This window comes from Planctomyces sp. SH-PL62 (genome assembly GCF_001610895.1).
Lineage (GTDB): Bacteria > Planctomycetota > Planctomycetia > Isosphaerales > Isosphaeraceae > Paludisphaera.
This window is the reverse complement of sequence record NZ_CP011273.1, coordinates 2,990,587-3,015,079: the sequence shown is the minus strand read 5'-3', so window position 1 is coordinate 3,015,079 and position 24,493 is coordinate 2,990,587. Positions and strand designations below refer to the sequence as shown.

Annotated in this window: 21 protein-coding genes and 1 tRNA gene; 15 read left to right on the top strand and 7 right to left on the bottom strand. The window is 69.7% G+C overall.

Features of this window, described 5'->3' with window-relative positions; translation table 11 throughout:
• Positions 1–263: 263 nt before the first annotated feature.
• The 4 genes from VT85_RS11690 to VT85_RS27580 form a co-directional block, all read right to left on the bottom strand.
• Complete coding sequence (locus VT85_RS11690) at positions 264–1,415, bottom strand: sialidase family protein (protein WP_082858540.1); 1,152 nt, start codon at positions 1,413–1,415, stop codon at positions 264–266.
• Between the two features lie 62 nt (positions 1,416–1,477).
• A complete protein-coding gene (locus VT85_RS11685; protein ID WP_068414987.1) occupies positions 1,478–5,470 on the bottom strand; it encodes an efflux RND transporter permease subunit in 3,993 nt (1,330 codons plus the stop codon).
• Positions 5,471–5,483: 13 nt separating this feature from the next.
• Complete coding sequence (locus VT85_RS11680; protein WP_068414984.1) at positions 5,484–7,205, bottom strand: efflux RND transporter periplasmic adaptor subunit; 1,722 nt, start codon at positions 7,203–7,205, stop codon at positions 5,484–5,486.
• Positions 7,206–7,368: 163 nt separating this feature from the next.
• The gene (locus tag VT85_RS27580; RefSeq protein ID WP_068414981.1) at positions 7,369–7,833 is read right to left on the bottom strand and encodes a hypothetical protein; all 465 of its coding nucleotides are present in this window, start codon (positions 7,831–7,833) and stop codon (positions 7,369–7,371) included.
• Positions 7,834–8,163: 330 nt separating this feature from the next.
• On the opposite strand from VT85_RS27580, the gene VT85_RS11670 reads away from it, so the two are divergent.
• The 15 genes from VT85_RS11670 to VT85_RS11605 all read left to right on the top strand — a co-directional run bounded on the left by VT85_RS11670 (position 8,164) and on the right by VT85_RS11605 (position 22,270).
• Positions 8,164–9,819, top strand: coding sequence for a TolC family protein (locus tag VT85_RS11670; protein WP_082858539.1), 1,656 nt, complete (start codon positions 8,164–8,166; stop codon positions 9,817–9,819).
• A gap of 843 nt (positions 9,820–10,662) precedes the next feature.
• Positions 10,663–11,679, top strand: a complete 1,017-nt coding sequence (locus VT85_RS11665) for a DUF1559 domain-containing protein (protein ID WP_068414978.1) — start codon at positions 10,663–10,665, stop codon at positions 11,677–11,679.
• Between the two features lie 65 nt (positions 11,680–11,744).
• On the top strand, positions 11,745–11,951 hold the full coding sequence (locus VT85_RS11660; protein WP_068414975.1) for a hypothetical protein: 207 nt from the start codon (positions 11,745–11,747) through the stop codon (positions 11,949–11,951).
• Between the two features lie 287 nt (positions 11,952–12,238).
• Entirely contained in the window at positions 12,239–13,261 is a 1,023-nt protein-coding gene (locus tag VT85_RS11655) for a DUF1559 domain-containing protein (RefSeq protein WP_068414972.1), read from the top strand.
• Positions 13,262–13,458: 197 nt separating this feature from the next.
• On the top strand, positions 13,459–13,989 hold the full coding sequence (locus VT85_RS11650) for a hypothetical protein (protein ID WP_068414969.1): 531 nt from the start codon (positions 13,459–13,461) through the stop codon (positions 13,987–13,989).
• Positions 13,990–14,036: 47 nt separating this feature from the next.
• Positions 14,037–15,089, top strand: a complete 1,053-nt coding sequence (locus VT85_RS11645; RefSeq protein ID WP_082858538.1) for a diacylglycerol/lipid kinase family protein — start codon at positions 14,037–14,039, stop codon at positions 15,087–15,089.
• A 70-nt stretch (positions 15,090–15,159) separates the two neighbouring features.
• Positions 15,160–15,996: a 3-deoxy-8-phosphooctulonate synthase gene (kdsA, locus tag VT85_RS11640; protein ID WP_068414963.1), complete on the top strand. Its 837-nt coding sequence runs from the start codon at positions 15,160–15,162 to the stop codon at positions 15,994–15,996.
• A gap of 313 nt (positions 15,997–16,309) precedes the next feature.
• Positions 16,310–18,262, top strand: a complete 1,953-nt coding sequence (locus VT85_RS11635) for a tetratricopeptide repeat protein (protein ID WP_068414960.1) — start codon at positions 16,310–16,312, stop codon at positions 18,260–18,262.
• A gap of 132 nt (positions 18,263–18,394) precedes the next feature.
• Positions 18,395–19,138, top strand: a complete 744-nt coding sequence (locus VT85_RS11630; RefSeq protein ID WP_068421861.1) for a hypothetical protein — start codon at positions 18,395–18,397, stop codon at positions 19,136–19,138.
• Between the two features lie 99 nt (positions 19,139–19,237).
• Complete coding sequence (locus tag VT85_RS11625; protein WP_068414957.1) at positions 19,238–20,404, top strand: glycosyltransferase family 4 protein; 1,167 nt, start codon at positions 19,238–19,240, stop codon at positions 20,402–20,404.
• A 70-nt stretch (positions 20,405–20,474) separates the two neighbouring features.
• Positions 20,475–20,547, top strand: a tRNA-Thr gene (locus VT85_RS11620).
• 157 nt (positions 20,548–20,704) lie between these two features.
• Positions 20,705–20,881, top strand: coding sequence for a YegP family protein (locus tag VT85_RS26725; RefSeq protein ID WP_082858537.1), 177 nt, complete (start codon positions 20,705–20,707; stop codon positions 20,879–20,881).
• 126 nt (positions 20,882–21,007) lie between these two features.
• The gene (locus VT85_RS11615; protein WP_068414954.1) at positions 21,008–21,205 is read left to right on the top strand and encodes a hypothetical protein; all 198 of its coding nucleotides are present in this window, start codon (positions 21,008–21,010) and stop codon (positions 21,203–21,205) included.
• Positions 21,206–21,243: 38 nt separating this feature from the next.
• Positions 21,244–21,738, top strand: coding sequence for a hypothetical protein (locus VT85_RS11610; RefSeq protein ID WP_156512818.1), 495 nt, complete (start codon positions 21,244–21,246; stop codon positions 21,736–21,738).
• A 184-nt stretch (positions 21,739–21,922) separates the two neighbouring features.
• The gene (locus VT85_RS11605; RefSeq protein WP_068414948.1) at positions 21,923–22,270 is read left to right on the top strand and encodes a transposase; all 348 of its coding nucleotides are present in this window, start codon (positions 21,923–21,925) and stop codon (positions 22,268–22,270) included.
• Between the two features lie 9 nt (positions 22,271–22,279).
• On the opposite strand, the gene VT85_RS11600 is transcribed toward VT85_RS11605, so the two are convergent.
• The 3 genes from VT85_RS11600 to VT85_RS11585 all read right to left on the bottom strand — a co-directional run bounded on the left by VT85_RS11600 (position 22,280) and on the right by VT85_RS11585 (position 24,425).
• Positions 22,280–23,104, bottom strand: a complete 825-nt coding sequence (locus VT85_RS11600; protein WP_068414944.1) for a metallophosphoesterase — start codon at positions 23,102–23,104, stop codon at positions 22,280–22,282.
• Positions 23,105–23,496: 392 nt separating this feature from the next.
• Complete coding sequence (locus tag VT85_RS11590) at positions 23,497–23,964, bottom strand: cupin domain-containing protein (RefSeq protein WP_068414938.1); 468 nt, start codon at positions 23,962–23,964, stop codon at positions 23,497–23,499.
• 146 nt (positions 23,965–24,110) lie between these two features.
• Positions 24,111–24,425, bottom strand: a complete 315-nt coding sequence (locus VT85_RS11585) for a Rieske (2Fe-2S) protein (RefSeq protein WP_068414933.1) — start codon at positions 24,423–24,425, stop codon at positions 24,111–24,113.
• Positions 24,426–24,493: the final 68 nt, after the last annotated feature.

Sequence of the window (24,493 nt, the reverse complement as noted above, 5' to 3'; positions counted from 1 at the left end):
ATCCGGACGGGCCCGGGTGCGACCCACCGCCCGACCTCCTCGAACTCGGCCGCGGCGAGCATCCTCGTGCGGGGCTCAATTACGCAACGAGGACCTCTCTCGCGGCCTCGATCCAGGAGGCCGGGACGGTGGGCCGCACCGGAGCCCGGCCCGGAGGATCACACCTGGCGAGCCTCCCCTCCCGGGACGACGGCCGCCGTTCGGCACCTCCCGGATCTCCCCGCGCCGCGTCCAGACGACGCTCGCGCGGGGGCGCGATCCGGTCAGCGAGGGGCCTCCTCCGCTTTCGGCGTGAACACGTGGGCGAGGATGCCGCCGTCCGCCTTGTCTTCCCAGGCGACGACGACGGGACCGCGGCCGTTCGGCGCGGCGGCGACCACCGGATCGTTCGCTCGTTCGGCGAGGATCAGCGGCGAGTCCGCAGCGGGCGTGAGTGCGAGGAGCTTGCCCGGCCGCTCCTCGAGCCAGACCGAGTACGGCCCGTCGGCGCCGAACGCGGCCCAGCCCTGGACCCCGCGACCGAGCGACCGCTCGGCTTCGCCCGGCCTCGCCGCGAACATCGCCCCGGCCCGCATCCACACCGTCTCGACCCGGCCCTCGGGTCCCGCGGCGACCGCCCCGCCGTCCATCGGGCAAGCGTTGAGCGGCCAGCTCCCCCGACCGAGTTTCTCCGCCGGACCGAAGGACTTTCCGCCGTCGGAGGAGTTGGTGATGTAGAGATCGCGCGCCCCCTTCAACGAGTTTCGCCACATGACGTGGAGCGTGCCGTCGGGGCCGAAGGCCGCCGAGGGATGGCAGCACTCGCAGACGCTCCCGTCCGGCGAGCGGTAGACCAGGGCGTCGGGCTCCCAGGTCGCTCCGCCGTCCTTCGAGAGCGAGCCGTAGACTTCCATCTTTCCGCTCCGGAGGTCGAGCCAGGTGCAGAAGACCTTCCCGTCGGGAGCGGCGGCCATGCCGTGGAGCCCCTCGCGGGCGGAGCCTTCGACCGCATTCACCCGGCTCGGCCCGGCCCAGGTCTTCCCGCCGTCCTGCGAGCGCCAGGCGAGCACGTCGCCGTCTCGGCCTTTCCCTTCCTTCCCGCCGATCGCCGTGACGACGACCGAGCCGTCCGTGGCGGTGACGCGCGGCCCGCGACGCATGCCGAGCGCGAGCGCGCCGACGGAACCGACGGTGTTCTCGTCGAACGTCTTCCCGCCGTCCGTCGAGGCGGCGAGCCGGACCGTGCCCCCCCGGCCGAAGGTGACGTAGATTCGCCCACGCGCATCCACCGCGACCTGGGGCTGTTTCGCGTCCCGGTCGGCCCCGTCGCTCGCGGCGACCCGCACCGGCTCGCTCGCCGTCGCTCCGGAGAGGAGCCCGAACGGAGAGGCGAGGACGCCGAGCAGAATTCCGGCTCGCAAGTTGCTTCGATTCATCACGGACCTTTCTGAATGAGGAAAGAGGGAGCGTGTCACTCGGCCGACGGTGCCGTGAGGTTTCAGGTCGCGACGGCCACCCGATTGTTCGGCTCGAAAAGTCCCACGTGGTGGATCTTCCGCCACTGCCACTTCTTCACGGCGAAGTAGAGGACCGGGAGGAAGATGTCGATGACCTCGTCGGCGATCAGCAGCCCGCCGAGCACCGGCGCGGCCATCGGCCGGATGACCTCGGAGCCGACGCCGCTCGCCCAGAGCATGGGAGCGATCGAGATGATCGTCGTCCCCTCCGTGAGCAGCTTCGGGCGGAGGCGGTGGATGGCCCCTTCGAGGATGGCTTCCTTGAGCTCCTCGACGGAGCCGATGCCCTCGAGCCCGCCGCGCTCGGCGATGGCCTCCCGGAGATACACGAGCATCACGATGCCGGTCTCGGTCGCCATGCCGAAGCAGGCGATGTAGCCCACCCAGACCGCGACCGAGAAATTGAAGCCGAAGAGCCACTGGAACATGGCCCCCCCGGCGAGCGCGCCGAGCACGGCCGTCATCATGAGCATCGCGTCGATCCAGCTCTTGTAGGTCAGGTACAGGATCAGCACGATCACCGCGATGACCGCCGGGAAGACCAGTTGCAAGGTCTTGCGCGTCTTGAGCTCGTTTTCGAATTGCCCCGCCCACTCGACGTACATCCCCGCCGGGAGCTTCACCTCGTCGGCGACGACCCGCCTCGCCTCCTCGACGAAACCGACCTCGTCGCGGCCTGTGACCGTGAGCTGGACGTAGGCGCGGAGGAGCCCGTTCTCGCTCTTGATCATCGACGGCCCCTCGACGACGCGGACCGTCGCGACCTCGGACAGCGGCACCTGGACCGGCGGCGCGTCCGGCGCCGAGGGGGGGGCGCCGCCGCCCATGCCCATCCCGCCGGCCGCATCCGCCCCGGCGGCGCCCGTCGCGCCCCGCGCCGCGACGAGGGTGTTCTTGAGCGCCTCCTCGTCGGTGCGGAAGTCGCGTGCGTAGCGCACGCGGACGGGGAAGCGCCTTCGTCCCTCGACGGTCACCGTCAGCGGCTTGCCGCCCATGGCGACCTCGACCACGTCCTGGATGTCGCCGACCTGGATGCCGTAGCGGGCCGCCTTCTTGCGGTCGATGTCCACCTCGACGTAGCCCTTGCCGACGATCTGGTCTGGCACCACGCCGTTCGCGCCCCGCACGCCGCGGAGCACGTCGGCGATCTCGAGGCTCACACGCTGGATCTCCTGGAGGTCGTCCCCGAAAACCTTCACGCCGACCGGCGTGCGCACGCCGGTCGCCAGCATCTCGATGCGGTTGATGATCGGCTGGGTGAAGATGTTCCCCCAGCCGGGGACCTGGAGCGCCGTGCCCATCTCGTCGACGAGGTCCTGCTTCGACTTCCGCCAGAGGAAGAGGCGGTCGGAGAACGGCTTCTCGAGCGAGGCCCGCAGCGCCTCGAGTTCGTCCGGGGTCGCCTGGCGGGCCGCGAGCTTCTTCTCGCCGGCCCGCTTCGTCAGCTCCTCCATCGCGGCCCAGGTGCCGGTGCCGACGGCCCGGTCGAACAGCTCCCAGTTGAGCGACTTCGTCCGCTCCTTCAGCTTCTCCTCGTGGGCGGCGACGAGCCTCTCGGTCACTCGCGTGAAGAGCGTCGCCTTCTCCCTGCCCAGCACCTCGCCCACGGCGGCGGTCGCCCGCTCCCACGTGCTCGGGGTCGGCGAGAGCAGGTCGGGACGCTCCTCCAGGACGCCGAAGGCGACCAGCCTCCGCGATGCGTCCTTGACCACATCGGTCACGTCGTCGAACCTGGGCTCGAGCGCCAGGCGTGCACCATGGACGGCGCCGAGCGCCTTCGCGAGGTCCTCCCGCTCGGTCGCGGTGGGCTTGCGGCGGACCAGTCCCGGGTCGACGCGCGCCAGCAGCTCGTCGACGGCGTCGCCCGCGAGCTCGGCCCCGAGCGTCGGGCGGTACTCCTCGAGCCGCATGAGCGCCAACTCCCGCAGCGAGGCGTCGACCCAGACGACGACTTCCATCGCCGCCTCGTTCAGGAAGGCCTCCCGCTCCTCCTTCGTCGCCGGGGCCTTGAGGACGCCCCCGGCCTCGAGCGCCGCCAGCGCGGCCTGAGTCTGGATCAGGGCGTCGTTGAACTCGAGCTTCCGCTTCGGCCAGAGTTCGCGGTCATGGAGATTGATGATGGTCTCCACCATGTCGAGCGGCGACGGGTCGGTCGCGGTCTCCGCCCGGCCCGCCTTGCCGACCACCATCAGTACCTCGGGGAAGCCGCGGAGCACCGCGTCCCGCGCCTTCAGGTCCTGGGTCGCCTGGGTGACCGACATCCGCGGGACGCTCGTCGGCATGTCGAGGATCGAGCCCTCGTCCAGGGGGGGCATGAACTCGCTGCCGAGCCGGGTCGAGGCGAGATAGCCCACGCCGAGGATGCAGGCGAACAGCCAGCAGACGAGCGTGGTGCGGTCCATCAGCCAGGAGAGCATCGGCTTGAAGATGGTGATCATCGTCCTGACCAGCCAGCTCTCGTCCTCGGACTTGATGCGGCCCCTGAGGAAGATGGGGATGAGCGCCGGGACGAGCGTGATGGCGAGCACCGCCACGCCGATCAGCGCGAACGTCTTGGTCCACGCCAGCGGGTGGAACATCTTCCCCGAGCGGCCGGTGAGCGCGAACACCGGCAGGAACGAGACGATAGTGATGAGCACCGAGAAGAAGATCGGGCGGCCCACCGTGCGGCAGGCCGGGATGATGACGTCCAGCACGTTCCCCGTGACTCGGCGGTCCCCGAACCGGCGCGTGAGGTGGTGCGCCGCGTTCTCGGTCATCACCACCGCCTGGTCCTCCAGGATGCCGACCGAGATCGCGATCCCCGCCAGGCTCATGATGTTCGAGGGGATGCCGAAGATCTTCATCATGAGGAAGCTGAAGAGGATCGCCAGCGGGAGCGTGATCGAGACGACGAACGCCCCGCCCAGGTGCCCCATGATCAGCACGATCATCACCGTGGAGATGATGATCTCTTCCTTCACCGTGTCGGAGACCGTCTCGAGCGCCTTGTTGATGAGCGGCGTGCGGTCGTAAAACGGCACGATCCGCACCCCCTCGGGGAGCCCGGCCGAGAGCGTCGTGACCTTCTCCTTCACCTTCCGCGTCACTTCGAGCGGGTTCTCGCCGAAGCGCATCATCACCACGCCGCCGACGACTTCCCGGCCGTCCTTCTCCAGGACGCTCCGCTTGAACCCCGGGCCCATCTGGACGGCGGCGATCGTCTTCAGGTCTATGGGGACGCCGCCGCGCTGGGCGACGACGGTGTCCTTCAGGTCGTCGAGGTTCTGGATCCAGCCGACGGAGCGGATGAGGTACTCGGCGTTCCCCTTGTGGACGACCCGGCCGCCGACGGCGGAGTTCGAGCGCTGGACGGCCGAGTAGACCTCGCCCAGGCTGATCCCGTAGGAGCGGAGCTTGTTGGGGTCGAGGTCGATCTGGTACTCGCGCGGGGCGCCCCCCACCGACGCGACTTCGGCCACGCCGGGGACGGAGTTGAGCTGGTAGCGGACGTACCAGTCCTGGATGGCGCGTAGCTCGCCGAGGTCGGTCCCCTCCCCCTCGACGGTGTACCAGAAGATCTGGCCCACGGCCGTGGCGTCGGGCGCCATGTACGGGGTCACGCCCTGGGGGAGTTCGGGGGCGACGGTCGCGAGCCGTTCGAGCACGCGCTGGCGGGCGAAGTAGTAGTCGGTCGAGTCGTCGAAGATGACGTTGACCATCGAGAAGTTGAACTCGCTCGACGAGCGGACCACCTTGACCCCCGCCAGGCCCTGGAGCTTCGTCGTCAGCGGGTAGGTGACCTGGTCCTCGATCTCCTGGGGGCTCCGGCCCATCCAGTCGGTGAAGACGATCACCTGGTTCTCGGACTGGTCCGGGATGGCGTCCACGGGCATGGTCATCAGCGCGCGGAAGCCCGCGATCCCGACCGCGATGGAGGCGAGGATGACGAGGAAGCGGTTCCGGATCGACCACTCGACGATGTTCTCGATCATGGCTCCGGCCCCCTCAATGCCGGTGGCCGGCCGCGGCGTGCGCCGCGGCCGACCGGGTGGCTTCGGCGTCGGGCCGGGGCGAGTCGCCTTGCGAGCCCGCCGCCTTCGGATTCAGCCGGTTCTCGGCGTCGATCAGGAACGAGCCCTGGGCCGCCACCGTCTCCCCGGGGGAGAGGCCGTCGAGCACCGGGTAGCGGTCGCCGGAGACGGGCCCGAGGACGACCTCGCGACCCTCGAAGACGCCGGGCTCCGCCTCGACGTAGACGACTTTCCTGGTCCCGGTGTCGATGACCGCCGATTCGGGCACGGTGAGGACCTCGTCCTTCGGGGCCGGCGCGAGCCGGGCGAGGTACTTCGCGGGCTCCCCCTTGAGCTTCGGCTCGCAGCCCACGCAGCACATCCAGAGCTTCCGCCCCTCGACCTCGATCGGGACCGGCTCGCCCATCGAGCCGAGCTTGGCGTGCGTCACGAGGCAGAGCTTCTGCTGCTCGACGGTGAGGCTCGCCGTGCGGGCCGCGCCCGCGGCCGGGATCGACGTCCGCCGGGCGAGGAAGGCCGGGGTGTCCGCGACCGGGGTCTTGAGCGTCACCGTCGCGAACATCCCCGGACGGAGGCGGAGGTCCGCGTTCTCAAGGTCGTAGCGGACGGTGACGGTGCGGGTCGCCGGATTCAAGACCGGGTCGACGAAGGCGACCTTCCCCGAGAAGACCTCGCCGGGGTACGCCTCGACGGTCGCCTCCACCGCCTGGCCCACCCGCACCAGCGCGAACTGGTTCTCATAGACCTGCGCCTTGACCCAGACGTGCGTCAGGTCGGCGACCTCGAACATCGCCTGGCCCTCGGCGACGTAATCCCCCTCGACCACGCCCTTCCGGATGAGCACCCCGCCGATCGGGGAAAGGATCGGCAGCTTGAATTCGGCCTTCCCCTCGCGGAGGATCTGCTCGATCTGCGCCGGGGCGACGCCCCAGAGCCGGAGCTTCTCCCGGGACAGGGCGACCAGTTCGTCCGGGTCGCCCAGGACCGAGCGGCCCAGCGCGGTCTGGGCCCGAGGCCGCTCGCGAGTCGACCGCTGGGCGAGGAGCAGCTCCTGGATCGCCTGGTAGAGCTCGGGACTGTAGAGTTCGGCGAGCGGTTCTCCGGCCTCCACCTTCGTGCCCGTGTAGTTCACGAACAGCTTCTCGACCCGGGACATGCCCTTGGTCTTCGAGGAGATGCGCTTCAACTGCCGCTCGTCCACCTCGACCGAGCCGACGGTCGTGACCGTCTCCGAGAGCGGGGCGTAGCCCACCTCGCTCGTCCGCACCCCGGCCTGGGCCACCCGGTACGGTTCCAGGGTGACTCGCGAGAGCACCCCCTCGGGGAGCCCCTCGGCCTCCCCCTTCTTCCGCTTCGAGAGCGGCATCCCGCAGATCGGGCACGAGCCCGGCTCCGACTGGACGACCGTCGGGTGCATCGGGCAGAAGTGCTCGGTGTCCGACGCCGCCGCGTGGATCTCGCCCGGCGGGCGCGTCCACTTCTCGTAGTGATTCCAGAGCGTGTCCCAGTAAGCGAACACGAGGCCGGTGGCGGCCATCAGGGCGACGAAGCGGAGCCTCAGCTCGACGACCTTCACCACCATGCGGAACCTCTGCCAGCGGGTCGGCGGCGTCCCTCCGGCCGGGACGGGCGCAGGAGTGACGGCAGGCTCGGGCGCACCCGGATCGGAGGGACGGGAAGGTCCATGGACGGACATGGTAGGGACTCCTCGCGCAACTCGGGCTCACGGCCCGAAGGCGCAGGTCTCTTGCGTTCGTAAAGCACGATAGGGCGTGGTTACGGAGCGGCTTCCGTCGAGCGAGCCCGCGGCGGGGACGCAGCATGGGCGCAGGGCGAAGCCGTGACGCGCGAGAGAGGAGTCAAATCAGCAGGCGGGAGGTGCGGAGATAGAGCGGTGACCCGGGCGGGCTCTCGTTCGGTAAGAGCAGACGTGCGAGCGAGGGCGAGGACTTGAGCGCCGGGGCGACGGCGACCGAAAGGCCGAGGTCCTGGATCTCGGAGTGGTTGGGGGAGGTCCGCTGGGCCGGACGCTCGGAGGGAGCGGCGGGCTCGCTCGCCCGGCATTCGCACGAGGCCGAAGGGGCCTGGTCGATCGCGCGGGCGGCAGGGGTGACGATCGCCGCATCGGCGCGGGACGCAACACCCGAAGAAGGCCGCATCTCGCCCGGGGCGCAGCAGTCGCACTCGGACGACGGCCGACTCGCGCAGCAGGTGCGGGAGGCCGATGCGGGCTTTGTCGTGCAGGCCGACGCCGACACCATCCCCGCGATCGCCAGCAGGGCGACCAGGAAGGGACGGAGTTGTCGACGGGTCGTGGGCATCATCACACCAGCATATCGAAATGAACGTTTCCTAACGACACCCCAAATTATACCTCGCGGGCCTCCCTTCGGCTAGCTCGGAACAGAGACAAAGGGGCCGGAGCGGGATGCCGACCGGCACGGCCACGACGCCGGGAGGGCTTCGGTTCGCATCGACGGGGGGGAGGTGCCTGACCCGAGGCGAGCGACGGGCCCTCCGGAAAATCGCTACGACGAAACTGTTTCGCCGAATCCGAACCGTGGTCGGCGCCGATGTTAGCTTCGGGCTCATCGAACCGGCAATTGCCGACTGCGCCGACGGTGCGCACTGCGGCGTCTCGCGAAGGAATGGCGATGACACGACGCTGGACCTTAAGGACGATGACTCCCTTCGTGCTCGGCATGCTCGGCTGCGCCCAGGTCGGGCCGCTCCCGGCGTACGTCGAGGTCGAACGGAACCTCCAGAGCGCCGTCAAGCATCCTCCCGGCCCAATTCACCCCGACGAGCCGATGGCCGTGGCGCTCGACCCGGTCCCCGCCCCGCCGGAATTCGCCGGCGAGCAGCCGGTCGACGCCTTCATCCGCCGGGCCCTGGCCGAGAACCGCGGCGTGCAGGCCGCCCGCTTCAACGTGCTCGCGATGAAGGAGCGCATCCCGCAGGTGACCGCGCTGGAAGACCCGATGGTCGAGAACACCATCTGGCCCTTCCCGATGAACGGCCCCCAGTACTCGCTGATGGGCTACAACCCCTATCAGATGATAATCAGCCAGCAGTTCCCCTGGTTCGGGACGCTCCGGCTCCGCGGGGAGGCGGCCGAGCAGGAGGTCAAGGTCGCCCTGATGGAACTCGCCGCGGCCCAGCTCGAGGTGGTCGCCGAGGTGAAGCGGGCCTACTACGACCTCTACTTCGCCCAGCGATCCGAGCAGATCCTGGCCGAGAACCGCAAGCTCGCGGTCGACTTCGTCGAGATCGCCCGCGTCCGCTTCACGACCGGGAACACCAGCCAGCAGGACGTGCTCCGGGCCGAGAACGTCGTGACCGACGTCGAGAGCGAGCTGGTGACGGCGCGCCAGGGGATCGCCGAGGCCCGCGCCGCCCTGGCTCGTCAGCTCCACGTGAGCCCCGAGACGGCTTTCCGCACCCTGCCCACGGTCCCCACCGCCGACGTCCCCGCCCAGGTCGATCGGCTCTACCGCCTCGCGGTCGTCGCCCGTCCCGAACTCCAGGGGCGACTCGCCGCCGTCGTCCGCGACACCCGCGAGGTCGAGCTCGCCCGCAAGAAGTATTACCCGAACATCGACGTCGGCCTGAATTACATGACGTTGACCCGCGACAACGCCATGTCCCCGACGGCCGACGGCCGGGACATGGTCGGCCTCACGGTCGGCTTCAACCTGCCGGTCTACCGCGGCAAGCTCGCGGCCGGGGTGCGCGAGGCGGAGGCGCGGGCCGTCGCGAACTCGCGCCGCTACGACAACCTGCGAGACGAGACGTACGAGGCGGTGAAGTCGCTGCTCGCCGAGGCGACGTCCCGCCGCGACGTCATCGACCTGTTCCGCTCGGGCTACCTGCCCCGGAGCCGCCAGGCCCTGGAGATCGCGGCGAGCGACTACCGCGCCGGGAACCTGGACTTCCTCACCCTCGTCACCGCCTGGCGAGAGCTGCTCCAGGTCGAACTCCAGATCGCCCGCTTCGAATCCGAGCTTGGCCGGGCCCTGGCCCAACTCGAGCGAGTCGTGGGGTGTCAACTCAACGAACATCCCCCCTCGCCCGCTTCGGCCGCGACCGTGCCCGACCTGGCCCCGCCGCCCCCCGCCGCGGACGAGCCGGGCCCGTTCGAGCCGGCCGCGGACGAGCCGGCACCCGATGGGAACGAAGCGCCTGGCGAAAGTGCAGCCATCCGCCCACCCGCTCGCGACCCGGCTGCTCTCGTGCTCACCGGCCCCAACTCCAAACCGGGAGCGGCGACCGTCCCGGCCGTTGGAGAAAATTGCAGACTCCTCACTTAGCACCACCAGCTCAAGGGGGTAGGGAGACGGCGATCGGGTGCCACGGGTTCTCTGAACCCGTGGACCGGCCGGGGAGTCGGACGACGGCTCGTGACCGGCCCGACGCCGATCCACGGGTTCGCGGAACCCTTGGCACCCGAAGGCTTTCCGCCGGAACTCGGTGGAGTTGAATGAAGAGTGTCGAAAGCTGAGCACGGTCCGAGGCGTATCGCCCGCGCCAGGTCCAGGCGCGAAAGCCGAGGCGACGCCCGATCGTTTCTAAAGCTCGAACCGAATATTCTGTTAAAGGGGCCGGGGGCGGGCGGGGCGGTCGGACGCTGTTGGATTTCGCAGGCCGGCCGGATGTGACGCCGGCGGCCCTCGTGCCGTGCCTCCCCTTGTTCCGGCGCTGCGGGTTCGGCGAGGGGGAAAGGGCCTCGTCCGATCCGTCAGGTTCCTTCCGGGACGGATTTCCAGCCCACCCCGTCACAAGGTGCCCGACCCGCACGTTTCTCCAGAACCCTTGGCGACCCATGCTTCAGCGGATATAATTAAACATCTTGTCTTGCCGCTCCCTCCCGATCGAAGCTCTCCGACCGTCCGGTCGACCCGTCTGCGTCCCTGGATTTCCTTCGAAATTGGTGACAAACGTGGAGCAAGGCGCCTGGCGGTCCTTAAATAACGAATCCATCGGATGAAATGACCGACCCGTCCGGGCGACGCCTCGATGCAGTGGAGCTTGCTCGCCCGCCGAGCCGACACACCGTGCAGAGCTTCTGAAATTCAGATCAAGGTCCGGTTCCGCGCCCGGGACGACGAGCGATCGGCCGAGTTCCCCTTCCGCCTTCGTTGGGAGTCCACTCAATGTCCCGCCATCGGGGTTTCACACTGATCGAGCTGCTGGTGGTGATCGCGATCATCGCCGTCCTGATCGCCCTGCTCCTGCCCGCCGTCCAGGCGGCGCGCGAGGCGGCCCGCCGCTCCCAGTGCGTCAACAACCTGAAACAGATCGGGCTGGGACTGGCCAACTACGAAAGCGCGATCGGGAAGTACCCGATCGGGACGATCTTCAAGGACACGAACAACTGCGCCCGCGTCTATCAGCCCTACTATAACGTGTTCGTGATGATCCTCCCGTTCATCGAGCAGTCGGCCCCGTACAACGCCCTGAACTTCCTGAGCGCGTCGGGATATCGCTCGGTGTTCAACACGACGGGATACAACACCCGGATCGCCACCTACCTCTGCCCGTCGGACCTGCCGAACACCCCGCTGGACGTCTCCACCGGCAACATCCCCAATCCTCAGCTCAGTTACGCCTTCTGCGCGGGGCTGGCGGACTCCCAGAACTACTCGCTGAACTCCCCGGCCATGTGCGGCCTGGTCGAGCCCGACGGCATGTTCGGCGCGGGCTACTGCTTCGGCGTCAACAGCGTCACCGACGGCCTCAGCGGGACGATCTTCATCGGTGAGTCCTCCCGATTCCGGGGCGAGCCCGAAGCCACGCCTTCCGGGACCCCGAATTACATCCCGGCCTACCCCTTCGCGGGGATCCTCTACCAGCCCGCCTGGATGAACGACACCCGGCCCGTCGGCTGGGCGACCACCGCCACCAAGATCAACGCCCCCGCGCAGCAGTTCCCGCTCCTCGGCTCCAGCTACTACAACCCGGCCAGCAGCGACGACCTCGCGAACTGGTACAAGATCCCCCAGGTGCAGACCTACGGCCAGTTCGGATTCCACAGCCAGCACTCCGGCGGGGCGAACGCCCTGTTCGGCGACGGCTCGGTGCGGTTCCTGAAGGAATCGACCAACCTCGCCGTCCTGAACGGCCTCGGCACCCGAAATCGCGGCGAGGTGATCTCGGCCGACGGCTACTGACCCTCGGGGACGACGCCGGGCCCCTCCATCCGCCGCACCCTCGACCGACCCCCTCGGGAGGATCCATGTCCCGTCTCCGAAACGCCGCGATCGTGCTCCTGACCCTGTCCGGCCTGATCGGCTGCGACCAGGGGGGAGGCGCGTCCATCGCCCCCGCCCCCGAGGAAGAGGTCGCCGCCGGCCTCAAGAACGCCTCCAAGCAGAAGGGACGCCGGGCCATCCCCAAGGCCGCCACCTCACGCCTGCCCTCGACGACCCTCAGCGCCGATTGATCTCCCGACTCCCCTCCCTATCCGCCGAACCTCGGAACCGTTCCGCCCGCCCCGGCCCCCCGACCGGGGCGTTCTCGTTCCCAGCGGGCCGCGCTCCCAACCCGCCCTGACGATGACGCGGATCGCCGCGACCCATCGGGATTTCTCGGATCCGACGTTGACATGGATGACAACGCGTCTCCATACTGAAACGCCGCCAGTTGAGACTGGATCTCAATTTAAATCAACATCGACGCCGAGAGTCGCGGCTCCCGACGCCGCCCTCAATCGAGAGGCTCATCCCCCCCATGTCCCGTTCGAAGACACGCGGCTTCACGCTGATCGAACTCCTGGTGGTGATCGCGATCATCGCGGTCCTGATCGCCCTGCTGCTCCCGGCCGTGCAGGCGGCGCGCGAGGCGGCCAGGCGCATCCAGTGCACGAACAACCTGAAGCAGCTCGGGCTGGGGCTTCATAATTACGAGGGGGTGGCCGGGGCCTTGCCCCCGTCGATGTGCATGAAGGGGAGCGGGACGACGATCACCTGGAGCAACGGCTGGAGCGTCCACGGTCGGCTCCTGCCGTTCCTGGAGCAGGGGTCGGCGTTCAACTCGATCAATTTCACGCTTCGTTACAGCGTCCCGGAGAACACGACGATCGGGGCGATGGTGATCGCGGCGTTCCTCTGCCCGAGCGAGGTGAACACCCAGCCCCGGGCCACGACGCTCGCCCGATACGGCGTGAACAACTACGGCTGGAACATGGGCGACTGGTACGTCTGGGGCGGGTTCGCGGGAGCCGCCAACGGGGCCCCGTTCCAGGTCAACCAGAGCCGCACCCTCGCCGCGTTCTCCGACGGCCTGAGCAACACCGTGGTCGCGGCCGAGGTGAAGACATACCAGCCGAACCTGGGGAACTGCGGCGGCCTGGCCAACGTCAACAATCCGAACGCGCAGCCCTCCCCCGCCGCCGACCCGTACACGGTCGCCCCGGAATACAACGCGGGCTGCACCCTGGCGACGACCGGGCACACGGAATGGGTCGACGGGGCGGTCCACGAGTCGGGCTTCACAACCGCCTGGACGCCCAACCGGCGGATCGTCCGCACGGGAGGCGACCAGAGCCAGGCGCTCGACCTCATCGGCAGTCGCGAGAGCCAGGGGGGCCCCACGTTCGCGGCGGTCACGTCGCGGAGCTACCACCCCGGCGGGGTCAACGTCCTGCTGGCCGACGGCTCGGTCCGGTTCATCAAGGACTCCATCAACGGCGACGCCTGGCGAGCCCTGGGCTCCCTCCGGGGCGGCGAGGTGATCAGCAGCGACTCCTATTGACTTGACCGGGCGGTCGACCGGGCGGGTCGCGCGGAGGTTTCGGGGGAGAAAGTTCGCCGGCGATTGGCGGGGGCGGGGATCGGGGGGTATATTGAAGAGTGCCATCGACTTCCCATCCCCGCGTGCGCCTTGGGCGGTCCACCGCCGGGGCTTCGTCGGCGGTTTTCCCATAAGGGCCTAGTGGCAGGAGACGTCCGATGTCGACCGCGGGCAAGGTGCTCGTCGTATTGATCCTCTTGGCCGCCGGGGTCTGGATTTTCCTGGGAGCGGGCGTCGCGCAGTTGAATCGCAACGGCAACGCGGCCCTGGCCAAGCTCCAGGCCGACCTCGCGAAGGCCGAGGAAGGGCTCCACCAGGCGCAGGTCGACCTGGTGAAGATCAAGGACGACACGTCCCAGTTCCAGGCCAACATGAACACCCAGGTCGCCGTCATCCGCGCCCGCGTCACCGGCGTGGAAGCCGCCGGCTCGCAGCTCAAGGGGGTGCTGAACAACATGCAGCACCAGCTTGAAACGGTGCAGAACACCGTAGAGCACGCCCAGCACGACCTGGAAATCCGCAAGCAGGAGAAGGAAGCGGAGACCAAGCTCCTGGCCGCCGCCCGCGCCGACGTGCAGGATCTCCGGGACAGGGACGCCGAGCTGACCGAACGGTTGGCCACCCTCCGCGACGAGTTCAAGAAGGCGTTCGACGAGAACGTCTCCAAGATGGCCGGCTCCACCCGCTGAGCCGAGCCGAGCGAAATCGAGCCGTTCGGCCCCCTGGGCTGGCCTTCATGACGACCCCCGACGACGCGCCCCTGGATCATGGATCGTCACCAGGCCGGAGGCCCTCCGGCGGCTGGGTGGGCGTCGTCGCGAACCCCGGATCGGGCGCGGGGGCCAGCCGCCGCCAGGCGGAACGGCTCGTGGCCGCGCTCCGAGGGCGTGACCTGGACGCCGAGGCCGCCTGGACTCCGGCCGAGCGCGCGGCCCTGGTCGCCAGGGCCGACGCCGACCCGACCTGCCGCTGCCTGGTCGCCGTCGGCGGCGACGGCACGGTCTCGGCCCTGATCAACGAGAAGCCCCGCACCCCGATCACCGTCCTCCGCACCGGGACCGAGAACCTCGCGGCCCAGCACTTCCAGCTCCGTCCCGACGCCGACTGGGTGGCCCGCACGATCGCGACGGGCAAGGTCGTGCCGGTCGACGTCGGCCTCGCCGACGGCCGTCGCTTCCTGCTGATGGCCGGCTTCGGCTTCGACGGCGACGTCGTCACCCGCCACCACCAGACCAGGACGGCCGCCGGCGTGGTCCGGACGACCCATCGCGTCGCCTACGTCGAGCCGATCCTCCGCGCCAGCTTCAGTTACGACTTCCCCCGGATCGCCGTCCACATCGAGGACCCCGGCGCGGAGGAGACCCTGATCGGCACCACGGTCTTCGTCTTCAACATCCCCCGGTACGCCCTGAACCTCCCGTTCGCCCCCTCCGCCTGCCAGGACGACGGCCTGCTCGACCTCGTCGTCTTCCGCGACCCCGGCCCGTTCCAGGCGCTCTATTACCTCTGGCGGGTCGTCCTGGGGACGCACCTGAAGCTCTCCGGCGTCCACCATCGCCGGGTGCGGAAGGTGTCGCTCTCGTCGCCGGGGACCGTCCCCGTCCAGATCGACGGCGACCCCGCCGGCCAGCTCGCACCGGCGTCTCTCGCGACGTCGGAGGCCGACGGCCCCGTCCGCGATCTCTGGACCATCGAGATCCTGCCGAAAGCCCTCCAGGTCCTCGTCGACCCGGCCTGGTCCCCCACGGCCCGTCGGACCGCCCTCGCCGGGGGTCGGCTGTTCCGCTAAGATCCGGGCGGGCGACGGCCCCCAAGGTCGGGGTTTCGGACAGCTTTCGCAATCTCAGGAGTCGAACACGGTGAACGTCGTCCCCAATCCGGTGACGGTCGGCCCGGTGCAGATCGGGAATGGACAGCCTCTCGCCTTGATCGCCGGCCCCTGCGTGATGGAGCCAGGCGATCTCACGCTCCGGATCGCCGGGCGGCTCGTGGAAATCTGCGGTGAGCTGGGCGTCCCCCTGATCTTCAAGGCGTCGTTCGACAAGGCCAACCGCACCTCGGGCTCCAGCTACCGGGGCCCTGGCCTGCAAGCGGGCCTGGACGTCTTCCGCAAGGTCAAGGCCGAGACCGGGTTGGCCGTGACGACCGACGTCCACGAGACGATCCAGGCCGCGCCGATCGCCGAGGTCGTCGACCTGCTCCAGGTCCCGGCCTTCCTGGCCCGCCAGACCGACCTGCTGGAAGCCGTCGCGGCGACCGGCCGGGCGGTCAACGTCAAGAAGGGGCAGTTCATGGCCCCCTGGGACATGAAGAACGTCGTGGCCAAGCTCCAGGACTTCGGCGCGGCCGGGACCCTGCTCACCGAGCGCGGGACGACCTTCGGCTACGGCCGGCTCGTCAACGACATGCGGGCCATCCCCCAGATGCAGGAGACCGGCGCGCCGGTCGTCTTCGACGCCACCCACTCCGTCCAGCTCCCCGGCGGCGGCGAAGGGGGCAAGACGACCGCCGGCCAGCGCGAGATGATCCCCACGCTGGCGAAGGCGGCCGTCGCCGCCGGCTGCGACGCCCTCTTCCTGGAAGTCCACCCCGACCCCGACAAGGCCCTCTCCGACGGCCCTAACTCCCTGCGGCTCGACGAGCTTCCGGACCTCCTCCGGGTCCTCCTGCGGGTCCGAGAGGCGATCGCCGGCTGAGCCGTCGCGCGATTCCCGCCGACCCGGCCGAACCGGGACGCCCCCGCCGACGTAATTTCCCGGGGGGGATTCCCGGAAAGGTCTCGCGAGCCTCGCCACCCATCGACACAATAAGACAAGACGTTGGACCGAGGGCCGACCTCGCCTCCGCCACGCCGACCTTCGGCCCGCGCCGGGTCGGCGCGGGGGGGCGAACCGAGACGTCCCGTCGGCGACCGACCGCATCCCGCCCGCGTCCGGACCCGAAGACGAATTCCGACATCGATCCCCCCGGGACGCGGCCCGAGCATCTCACCAGGAGCGACCGACTTTGATGGGGTCCAATCGTTGCGCAGGCGCCGTCCGGGCCGTCCTGCTCGGGTTCACGTCCGCGGCCGTCCTCTCGGGCTGCAATTACACGCCGCCGAACCGCACCACGACCGCCGCCGGCACGTTCCGGCCGGGGGCCACCGCCACCAAGTCCACGGCGAAGGCGGGCGCGTCCAGCCGCCGCGACTCCGTGGAGCGGGCGGCGATCCTGGAAAGCTCGATCCAGCTCATCAAGAGTGCCGCCCTGAAGCCCGGCGGCGACAACTTCCGGCTGGCCACCCAGAAGCTCAACCAGTTCTTCGAGGGGACACCCCCGGTCGAATACCTGGTCAAGACCGACGTCCTCCGCTTCCTCTCGCGCCAGCTCCCCTCCAAGATGATGGAGGATCTGCAAGCCCACCAGTGGTCGGAGAGCCGCGACGCCCGGCACATCGAAGACTGCATGATGTACCACGACATCGCCAGTCGAGTCGGCGGTACGGGCGACGACCTGGCGCGGGTCCGCCGCGTCTTCGACTGGACCGTCGAACAGGTCCAGCTCGTCCCCGCCGGCAGCATGGGGACGCCCCAGCTCCCCCAGGTCTACGCACGGCCGTACGACCTCCTCCTGCGCGGGATGGGGACCGAATCCCAGGGCTTCTGGGCCGAGCGCGCCTGGATGTTCATGGCGCTCTGCCGCCAGCTCGGCGTGGACGTGGGCCTCCTGACCTACTCCAAGGGGAACACCGTCGAATCCCCGATCCCCAAGACGGGCGACTTCCTCTCCCCCTTCGGACCGCCCCGCGGCGAACGCCAGCCGATCGTCTGGATCTGCGCCGCCCTGATCGACGGCGAGGCCTATCTGTTCGACGCCCGCGTCGGGCTCCCCGTCCCCGGCCCCGGCGGCGAGGGGGTCGCCACCCTGCGGCAGGCCCTGGCCGATCCCTCGATCCTCGAGGCCATGAACCTCCCCGGCCTCTCCCCGTACGAGACCAGCCGGGCCACCCTCCTCGCCAGCCCGACCCGGATCGGCGTCCTGATCGACTCCAGCCAGGGCTACTACACGCCCAAGATGAAGCTGCTCCAGAACGAGCTCGCGGGCTCGAACCGGACGATCCTCCACCACGACCCGGCCGCCGTCGAGGCCCATTTCGCCGAGGTCCTGGGGGACCGCCTGGGCGCCGTCGCCCTCTGGACGCTCCCCCTGGAGGTCGAGACCCGGCTCTTCACCGACCCCAACTTCGTCGCCGCGACCCAACAGTCGCTCCTGTTCTTCCGGGGCGAGATGCCCCTGCTCTACGCCCGCATCAAGCACCTCCGCGGTGAACTCGCCGAGGCCGTCTCCGACTACGTCTCGTTCCGGTTCTCCGAGAACGCGACCTTCGTCACCAACAAGAACCAGGTCATCCCGGGCGCGATCCAGGAGGGCCTGGACGTCTACGCGAGCTACTACCTGGCCCTCGCCCACCTGGAGCGGAAGAGCCTCGACCAGGCCGAGCTGATGTTCCGCAAGGTCCTGGAGATGCTCCCCGAACCGACCTCGAACGACCCGCCCTACTACATGTTCCGCTGGGGCGCCCACGCCAACCTCGGACGCATCTACGAATCCCAGGGCGATTCCCGACGCGCCATCGCGCACTACACCGCGATGGATCCCACGATGCAGTACCACGGCAACCTCCTCCGGGCCCGCTCCCTCGTCCTGGAAGACCCGACCCAGGACGCCCCCGACCCGCTCCCGCCGGCGCCCCAGGCCTTCGCCCGCATCAACGCCCCGGCCCCCAAGCCCGAGGCTCCCAAGGCCGAAGGCGAAGCCCACCAGCCCGAGGCCGCCGAAGCTCCCAAGCCCGAAGCGGCCGAAGCTCCCAAGGCCGAAGGCGAAGCCCCCCAGCCCGAAGCGGCCTCGCCGCCCGCCGACGGGAATTCCGAGCCGCCCCCCGCTTCGACCCCGCCGGGGGGGGCGGGTGTGGTAGAATGAGGAACGGAAGTCGAGCCTCGCGGTAGCCTTGTCCACGCCCATCAAGACCGTCGCATCGAGAGGCCCATGTCGGACGACCTCGCCCAGCCCGGCTCGCCCACCAACGGATCGTCACGGCCCGGAGGGCGTCCCTTGGACCATCGGACGCCGGACGCCGGCGTCACCCTGGCGTCGCGCGGCGGCGCCGAGGGGGACGATCCCGGCTGGGTCGTGGAAACGGTGTTCAGCCCGTTCCACTGCCTCTACCAGGACGCGCTCCACTTCCACACCCAGAGCCGCCTGGCTTACTCCGAGGCCGAGGCGTCCCGGCTGGCCCGCGCGGCCTTGATGCTGTACATCGCGTCGGCCGAGGCCCTGGTCCGGCAGGCGGCGGTCGAGCTGGGCCGTCCCGAGCTTCGCGGCCTGCTCGCCGACCCGAGCCGCCCCCTCCCCCTGGCCGAGGCCTGGCGGCTCCTCCCCGCGATCGTGGCCGAGCCCGGCGTCCCCACGTCGTCGTTCAACCCCGAGGCTCCCCCCTGGCCGCAGTTCGCCGAGCTGCTGATGCTCGAAACCTCATGGGTCTACCCCGGCCCCCCGTCGACCCGACGCGCCTACTATCGGTCCTCCCGGCGCGACGGCGACTATGAGCCGATGCAGCCCCATCAGGTCCCCGAGCCCCTTCGCCGGGCCGTCCGGGCCGAATCCTTGACGTTCCCCCGCACGGGCCTCCCGCGCGATCCCTACGCGCTCCGCCCCCGCCACCTGGACACCGCCCGGGGCGTGCTGGACGCGGCGATCGAGGCCCTCGACCGCCGCACCGGGGGCGTCCTCTGCCAGGATAAACGCCACCGCCGCGAGCCCACCCGGCTGGTCTCCCCGCCGGGCGACGCCACCTGAGCCGGTCGTCGCGGGACTACCGGGTTCGCGCCCGCATCGCCAGCCCTTATCCTTGAGGCCCCCGGGACAGGAAGACCGGGTCAAGGAGGAGCTGCTTCGATGCGCGTTCTGATGGTGACCTCGTTCCCAATCCCGGGCGAATACGACGGCACGGCGATGCTGCCGATCAAGATCCTCAGGGCCCTCAAGCCGCGAGGGGTCGACGTCGTCGTGGCCCACCTGCGGCTGCGGCCCGCCGGAGGGCTGGCCGCCACGCGGGCTGATTTCGAGGGGACTCCGGTCTTCACCGTGCCGCCGGCCGCCTGGCTGGCGGGCCGGGGACTGGAGAAGATCGCCCGCGAATTCCCGTTCGACGTGGTGCACGCCCAGCACTACGGCGGGGCCACCCGGGCCTCGTTCGCCTGCCGACGCAACGGCTGGCCCATGGTCTACGAGATCCACTCGCTCCTCGGCGACGAAGTCGAGCGCGACCGCCTGGGCCGGGGCGTCGTCTTCCGGACCTACCAGGCGCTGGAGCGCAAGGTGGTGGATCGCGCCGCCTGGGTCATCGCCCTGGGCGAGCCGGTCAAGGACGTCGTCGTCCGCGAGAAGAGGGTCCCGGCCGACCGCGTGAGCGTCATCTATCCGGGGATCGACCTGGGCGAGTACGAGCGTCCCGTCCCCGACACGCCCATCCCGGGCGTGGGGCCGGAACACAAGGTCGTCATGTACATCGGCAGCATCGTGCACCCGAACCAGGGGGTGCCGATCCTGATCGACGCCCTGCCCCGGATCTTCGCGGGCCGCCCCGACGCCCGCTGCGTGCTGGTCGGCGGCCCGGCCGAGGCGGGCGAGGAATACCGCCGGAAGCTGGGCGAATACGGCGACCGGCTGGTCGTCATCACCGGGACCACCCCCGAACAGGTCGTCGCCCTCAGCCGACGCGCCGACGTCCTGGTCCACCCCCGGTTGGCCTGCCGCGAGAACTACTCGGTCCAGAGCAAGCTCGCCGTCTACCTCGCCGCCGGCCGCCCGATCGTGGCGACCGACTTCGGCGACTACCGGCGCCTGCTGGGCGATACCGGCGCCGGCGTGCTCACCGAGGTCGCGCCCGGCCCCCTGGCCGACGGCATCCTCCAGGTCCTGAACGACCCCGAGCTCGCCGCCCGCCTCGCCGCCGCCGGCCGGCCCGTCGCCGAGGAATACTTCGGCATGGACCGCAACGTCGACCGCTACCTGGACGTCTATCGCCGCGCCATCGAGCTCGGTCCCCGCCGGGGATCTTGACAGAGCGGCCCGTCCTCTTATAATCGATCTTCCCGCGTGCGACGCCTCCATCCGGACGCCGTACGCCGTCGCCACCTTAGCTCAGTTGGTAGAGCGCAGCTTTCGTAAAGCTGAAGTCCAGGGTTCGAGTCCCTGAGGTGGCTTCCCCCCTCTTTCTTCGGTCCTCCGAAGCCCAACGGCGGATCTGCCGCCCTCCGACGCTCGCCTTCACGCCTCCCAGAAGGTTGTGGCGCGATCGCCTTCGCGCTAAGCTAGGGATGATCCCGATCCACGTCCCGTTCTCCACCGGAGGCATCGGCGATGAAATTCGTTTTGTATCGCGATATAGCCGGCGAGTTCCGATGGCGCCTGGTCGCTTCCAACGGCCGGATCCTCGCCGACAGCGGCGAGGGCTACAAGAACAAGACTGATTGCGCGGCCATGATCGAATCCATCAAGCAGAACGCGGTCGACGCCGCCTTCGTCGACGAGACCTGACCGCGTCCCAGGGCGGGCGCCCGCGCAAGTTTCGCTCGCTCTCCGCACGTCGAACCCGGTCCATACTCTAGGAAGGGCGCCGGCCGCGCCGTTCGCGCGGCCGGGCCGTTCACCAGGAGCGGACCGATGAAGCTCGAAGAGAAGATGCAGCAGGTGTCCGAGGCGACGGCGCACGTCGAGGCGAAGATCGATCGCCTCAACGCCGAACACGATGCGCTCAGGGCGCAGCTCGCCGGAGTCGGGGCCGGCCTGGGGGAGTTGTCCCCCGACCAGGAAGCGGCGTTCGATCAGGCCATCGAACGCCTGAGGATCCTCGCGGCGTGACGACCGCCGCGGCCCCTCTCCCGACGAAAGGCACCTCCATGGCCGCCGATCCCAACATCCTGGAGATCCCTCCCGGAGAGTATTCGATCCCGGGCGTCGACCGGGTGCTGGTGGTCCAGGGCGCCGCGTTCTGGCGGCTCCCCTCGCAGCCCACCAACCTCGCCGACCTGGCCGTGATCAGGCACCCGGCCGACTCGCCGAGCCCCCGGACGCCGGCGGAACGTCCGGCCAGTACGGCCCCCCCCTCGATCGCGTTCTACGTCCTCATGACCCTGGCCGGGGCCGGGCTGGGGGCCTGGACGCTCCCGAAGCTCGCCGCCTGGATCAGCCCGAACGCCCCCCAGCCGATCGCCCCCGTCGACCCCAGGCCGGAGCCGACGCCGGATCGCCCGCAGCCGCAGCCCCAGCCCCGGCCCGACTGGCTCCCCCAGCTCGAAGCCCTGGGCTCGCGGCTAGACCAGCTCGAACGATCCGGCGCGGGCCCGCCGCCCCCTCCGATCAGCCGGGCTTCGCCGCAAGCCGCACCCCGATAAGGCGCCCCGACGGCGCCTCGCCTCAAACCCAACGGCCCGCGTCCCTCATCCGAGGGCGCGGGCCTTTTTCGTTTGCGCCCCGCCCTCGCCGATCGCGCGCAAGTCGTCGACCTGAAACGACTTCGCGGCCGATTTTCTTGCGATCCGTGGAGAACCTTCGGGCTTCCGGGATCGTATTATTCTTATGACAACCACCATCGAACGACCGACCACCAAATCGCCCGTGGCGCTGGCCCGGGCGGCCCTGACCGTCGCGGGCGAGACGCTCCCGGCGTACTCGTCCAAGTTCTCCCGCAAGGACTTCACCCAGCACCAGTTGTTCGCGATGCTGGCCGTCCGGCGGTTCCTCAAGCTCGACTACCGCGGCCTGGAGGTCCTCCTCCGCGAGTGGTCCGAGCTCCGCGAAGTCCTCGGCCTCCGCAAGGTCCCCGACCACTCCACGATCCAGAAGGCGGCCCGGCGGCTCATGGCGACCGACGCGCCGGTCCTCTCCTGGTTCGGCGCCCGCGGATCGCGCCGGCGCGTGGCCTGACGGCTCGGGTCAACGACCCTGGATGAACACCGGCTCGGCGTCGGGGGACCGGAGCAGGCAGGCGGTCGGCCTGTCGAAGCCGCCGCTGGTGTCCAGCCGGATCCGCACCGCGTCGACCTCGGGCCGGCGGACGCGGTCGTGGCCGGTGACCTGCACCTTGCCCGGATAGGGGAGCGGCCTCGTCGAGAGGGTCCGATCGGCCCCCAGCCAGACGGGGTATTCGTCCTCCCAGTACCGATCCGTGTTCGTGTCGGGCGTGGGCCTCAGCGTCGTCCTGTCCCATCGCCTGGCTCGCAGGGCCGCGACCTGCTCCTCGGGACCGGCCCCCAGCTCGGGCGAGAGGCCGCAATGCAGGAAGAGGTGCCCGGGCGCCTCGACGGCCCAGCGCAGGCCGGTCAGGAACGCTCGATGCTCGTCCGGCATCGCCGGCCGAAGGGCGTCGAGATCGTCTTGGAAGCCGCCGTCGGTGTTTTGCGCCGGGCGGCCCAGATAGGATTCGAAGGTCGGCCCGCCGTCGTAGAGGTCCCGATAGCGCGAGGGCCAGTACGAAGACGGCGGGCCGTCGTCCAGCCTCGCGGATCGGATCAGGGCCAGGTCGTGATTGCCCATGACGGCCGAGCCCCCGGCCGGGCGTCGGAGCAATTCCAGGACGAGGTCGATCGTCCCCCGGGAGTCGGGCCCCCGGTCCACGAAGTCCCCCAGGAAGACGAGGGCGCAGTCCGGCCACACGTCCCGTCGTTCGAGCGCCTCGACGAGCCGTTGCAGGTGGTCGAGGCGGCCGTGGAGGTCGCCGACGGCGATGATCGGGTAGTCGAGGTCGTCGGGGAGATTCATCCGGTCCGCCCATCGTCCCGGCCCCGGCGGGGGTCCCTCGCGGGGCGCCCGACCGGGGCCGTGATCGATTCGTGGGATTCCTTCGATCGAGGGTAGTTCTGATCGGTCCGATCAAGAGGCGTCGGCCGTGACGGCTGGCAGCCCGCCCCCAGGGCGAGCATCGCCCCGTTGCAGAACGTCCAGGTGCGTGGTCCCATCGACGACGTTCGTCCTTCTGATCGGGTCGCAATGGCAGCGTCTGGCCGCGGAAAGCGCCAAAGGCCTCCCCACGTGTCTCGACGTGGGGGGCGCGACCTTCGCCCCCTGAATGGATGCGAGCGAGGCCGAATTTTAGCTGGGCGGAGGACCTGGCGTCCACACGAGAGGTTCCCAGAGCCTTGCCTTTGGGCCGATCAACCGCCGGCCGGTATCTCCAGCCCGTACGCCGGGGCGGCCCGGAGCAGCCGCTCGAAGTCGTTGGGCGTGGGTGGGATCGGGTCGGCCTCAGGGCCGTCGAGCCGGGTCCCGACCTCCATGAAGAATCGCTCCAGCCCGGCCGGGGTGACGGCGATGATCAGCTTCCCCGGCCCCGGCCCGACGTTCTTGAAGGTGTGCGGCACTTCGCGACGGCCGAACAGCGACCCCCCGGCCGAAAGCCTCACCGACTCGCCGGCGACCAGGAACTCGAACTCCCCCTCGACGACGTAGAACAGCTCGTCCTCGCGACGGTGGACGTGCGGCGGCGGCCCGCCCCCCGGCGGCACCCGGACTTCGACCACGCAGCACGCCCCCGCCGTCTCCTCCCCGGTGGTCAGGAAGACATAACGGTCGCCGACCACCGAATAGACCGGATTCGCAGCGGATTCGCTTGACGTCCCCATATCCCATCCCCCCGTCGTCGAGCGAGCGGCCTCCGGCTCCAACGCCGTAAGTCCAGCCCCGTCTCTCGTTCCGCGTACAGATCGGAAATCCACCGCTGCAACCTAACCGGACGCGCCGGCGTGTGGATCTGCCGTCAGGAACCGACTCAGCCCTCCCCGATCCGTCCCCACACCTCGCCCCCTTCCACGCGGCTCTCGACGAGGTTCGCGGAGGATCCCGGCATGGTGGTGCAGCGGCCGTCGCGGAGGCGGAAGCGCCAGCGGTGGAGGGGGCAGAGGAGTTCGCCCTCCTCGATCCAGCCCGATCCGAGCGAGCCGCCGGCGTGGGGGCACCGGTCGAAGAAGACCGCGACGATCTCGCCGTCGCGGACGACCGCCAGCCGCGCGCCCGCGGCGTCGACCGTCCGGCCTCGGCCTTCGGGGACCTCGTCGACCCGACACAGATAACGCCACTCGCCCATCGCCGCGATCCTCCCCCCACGAATCCACCCCCCGCCGAATCCTAGGACTTGCGTCCGAGGTCGCGCGG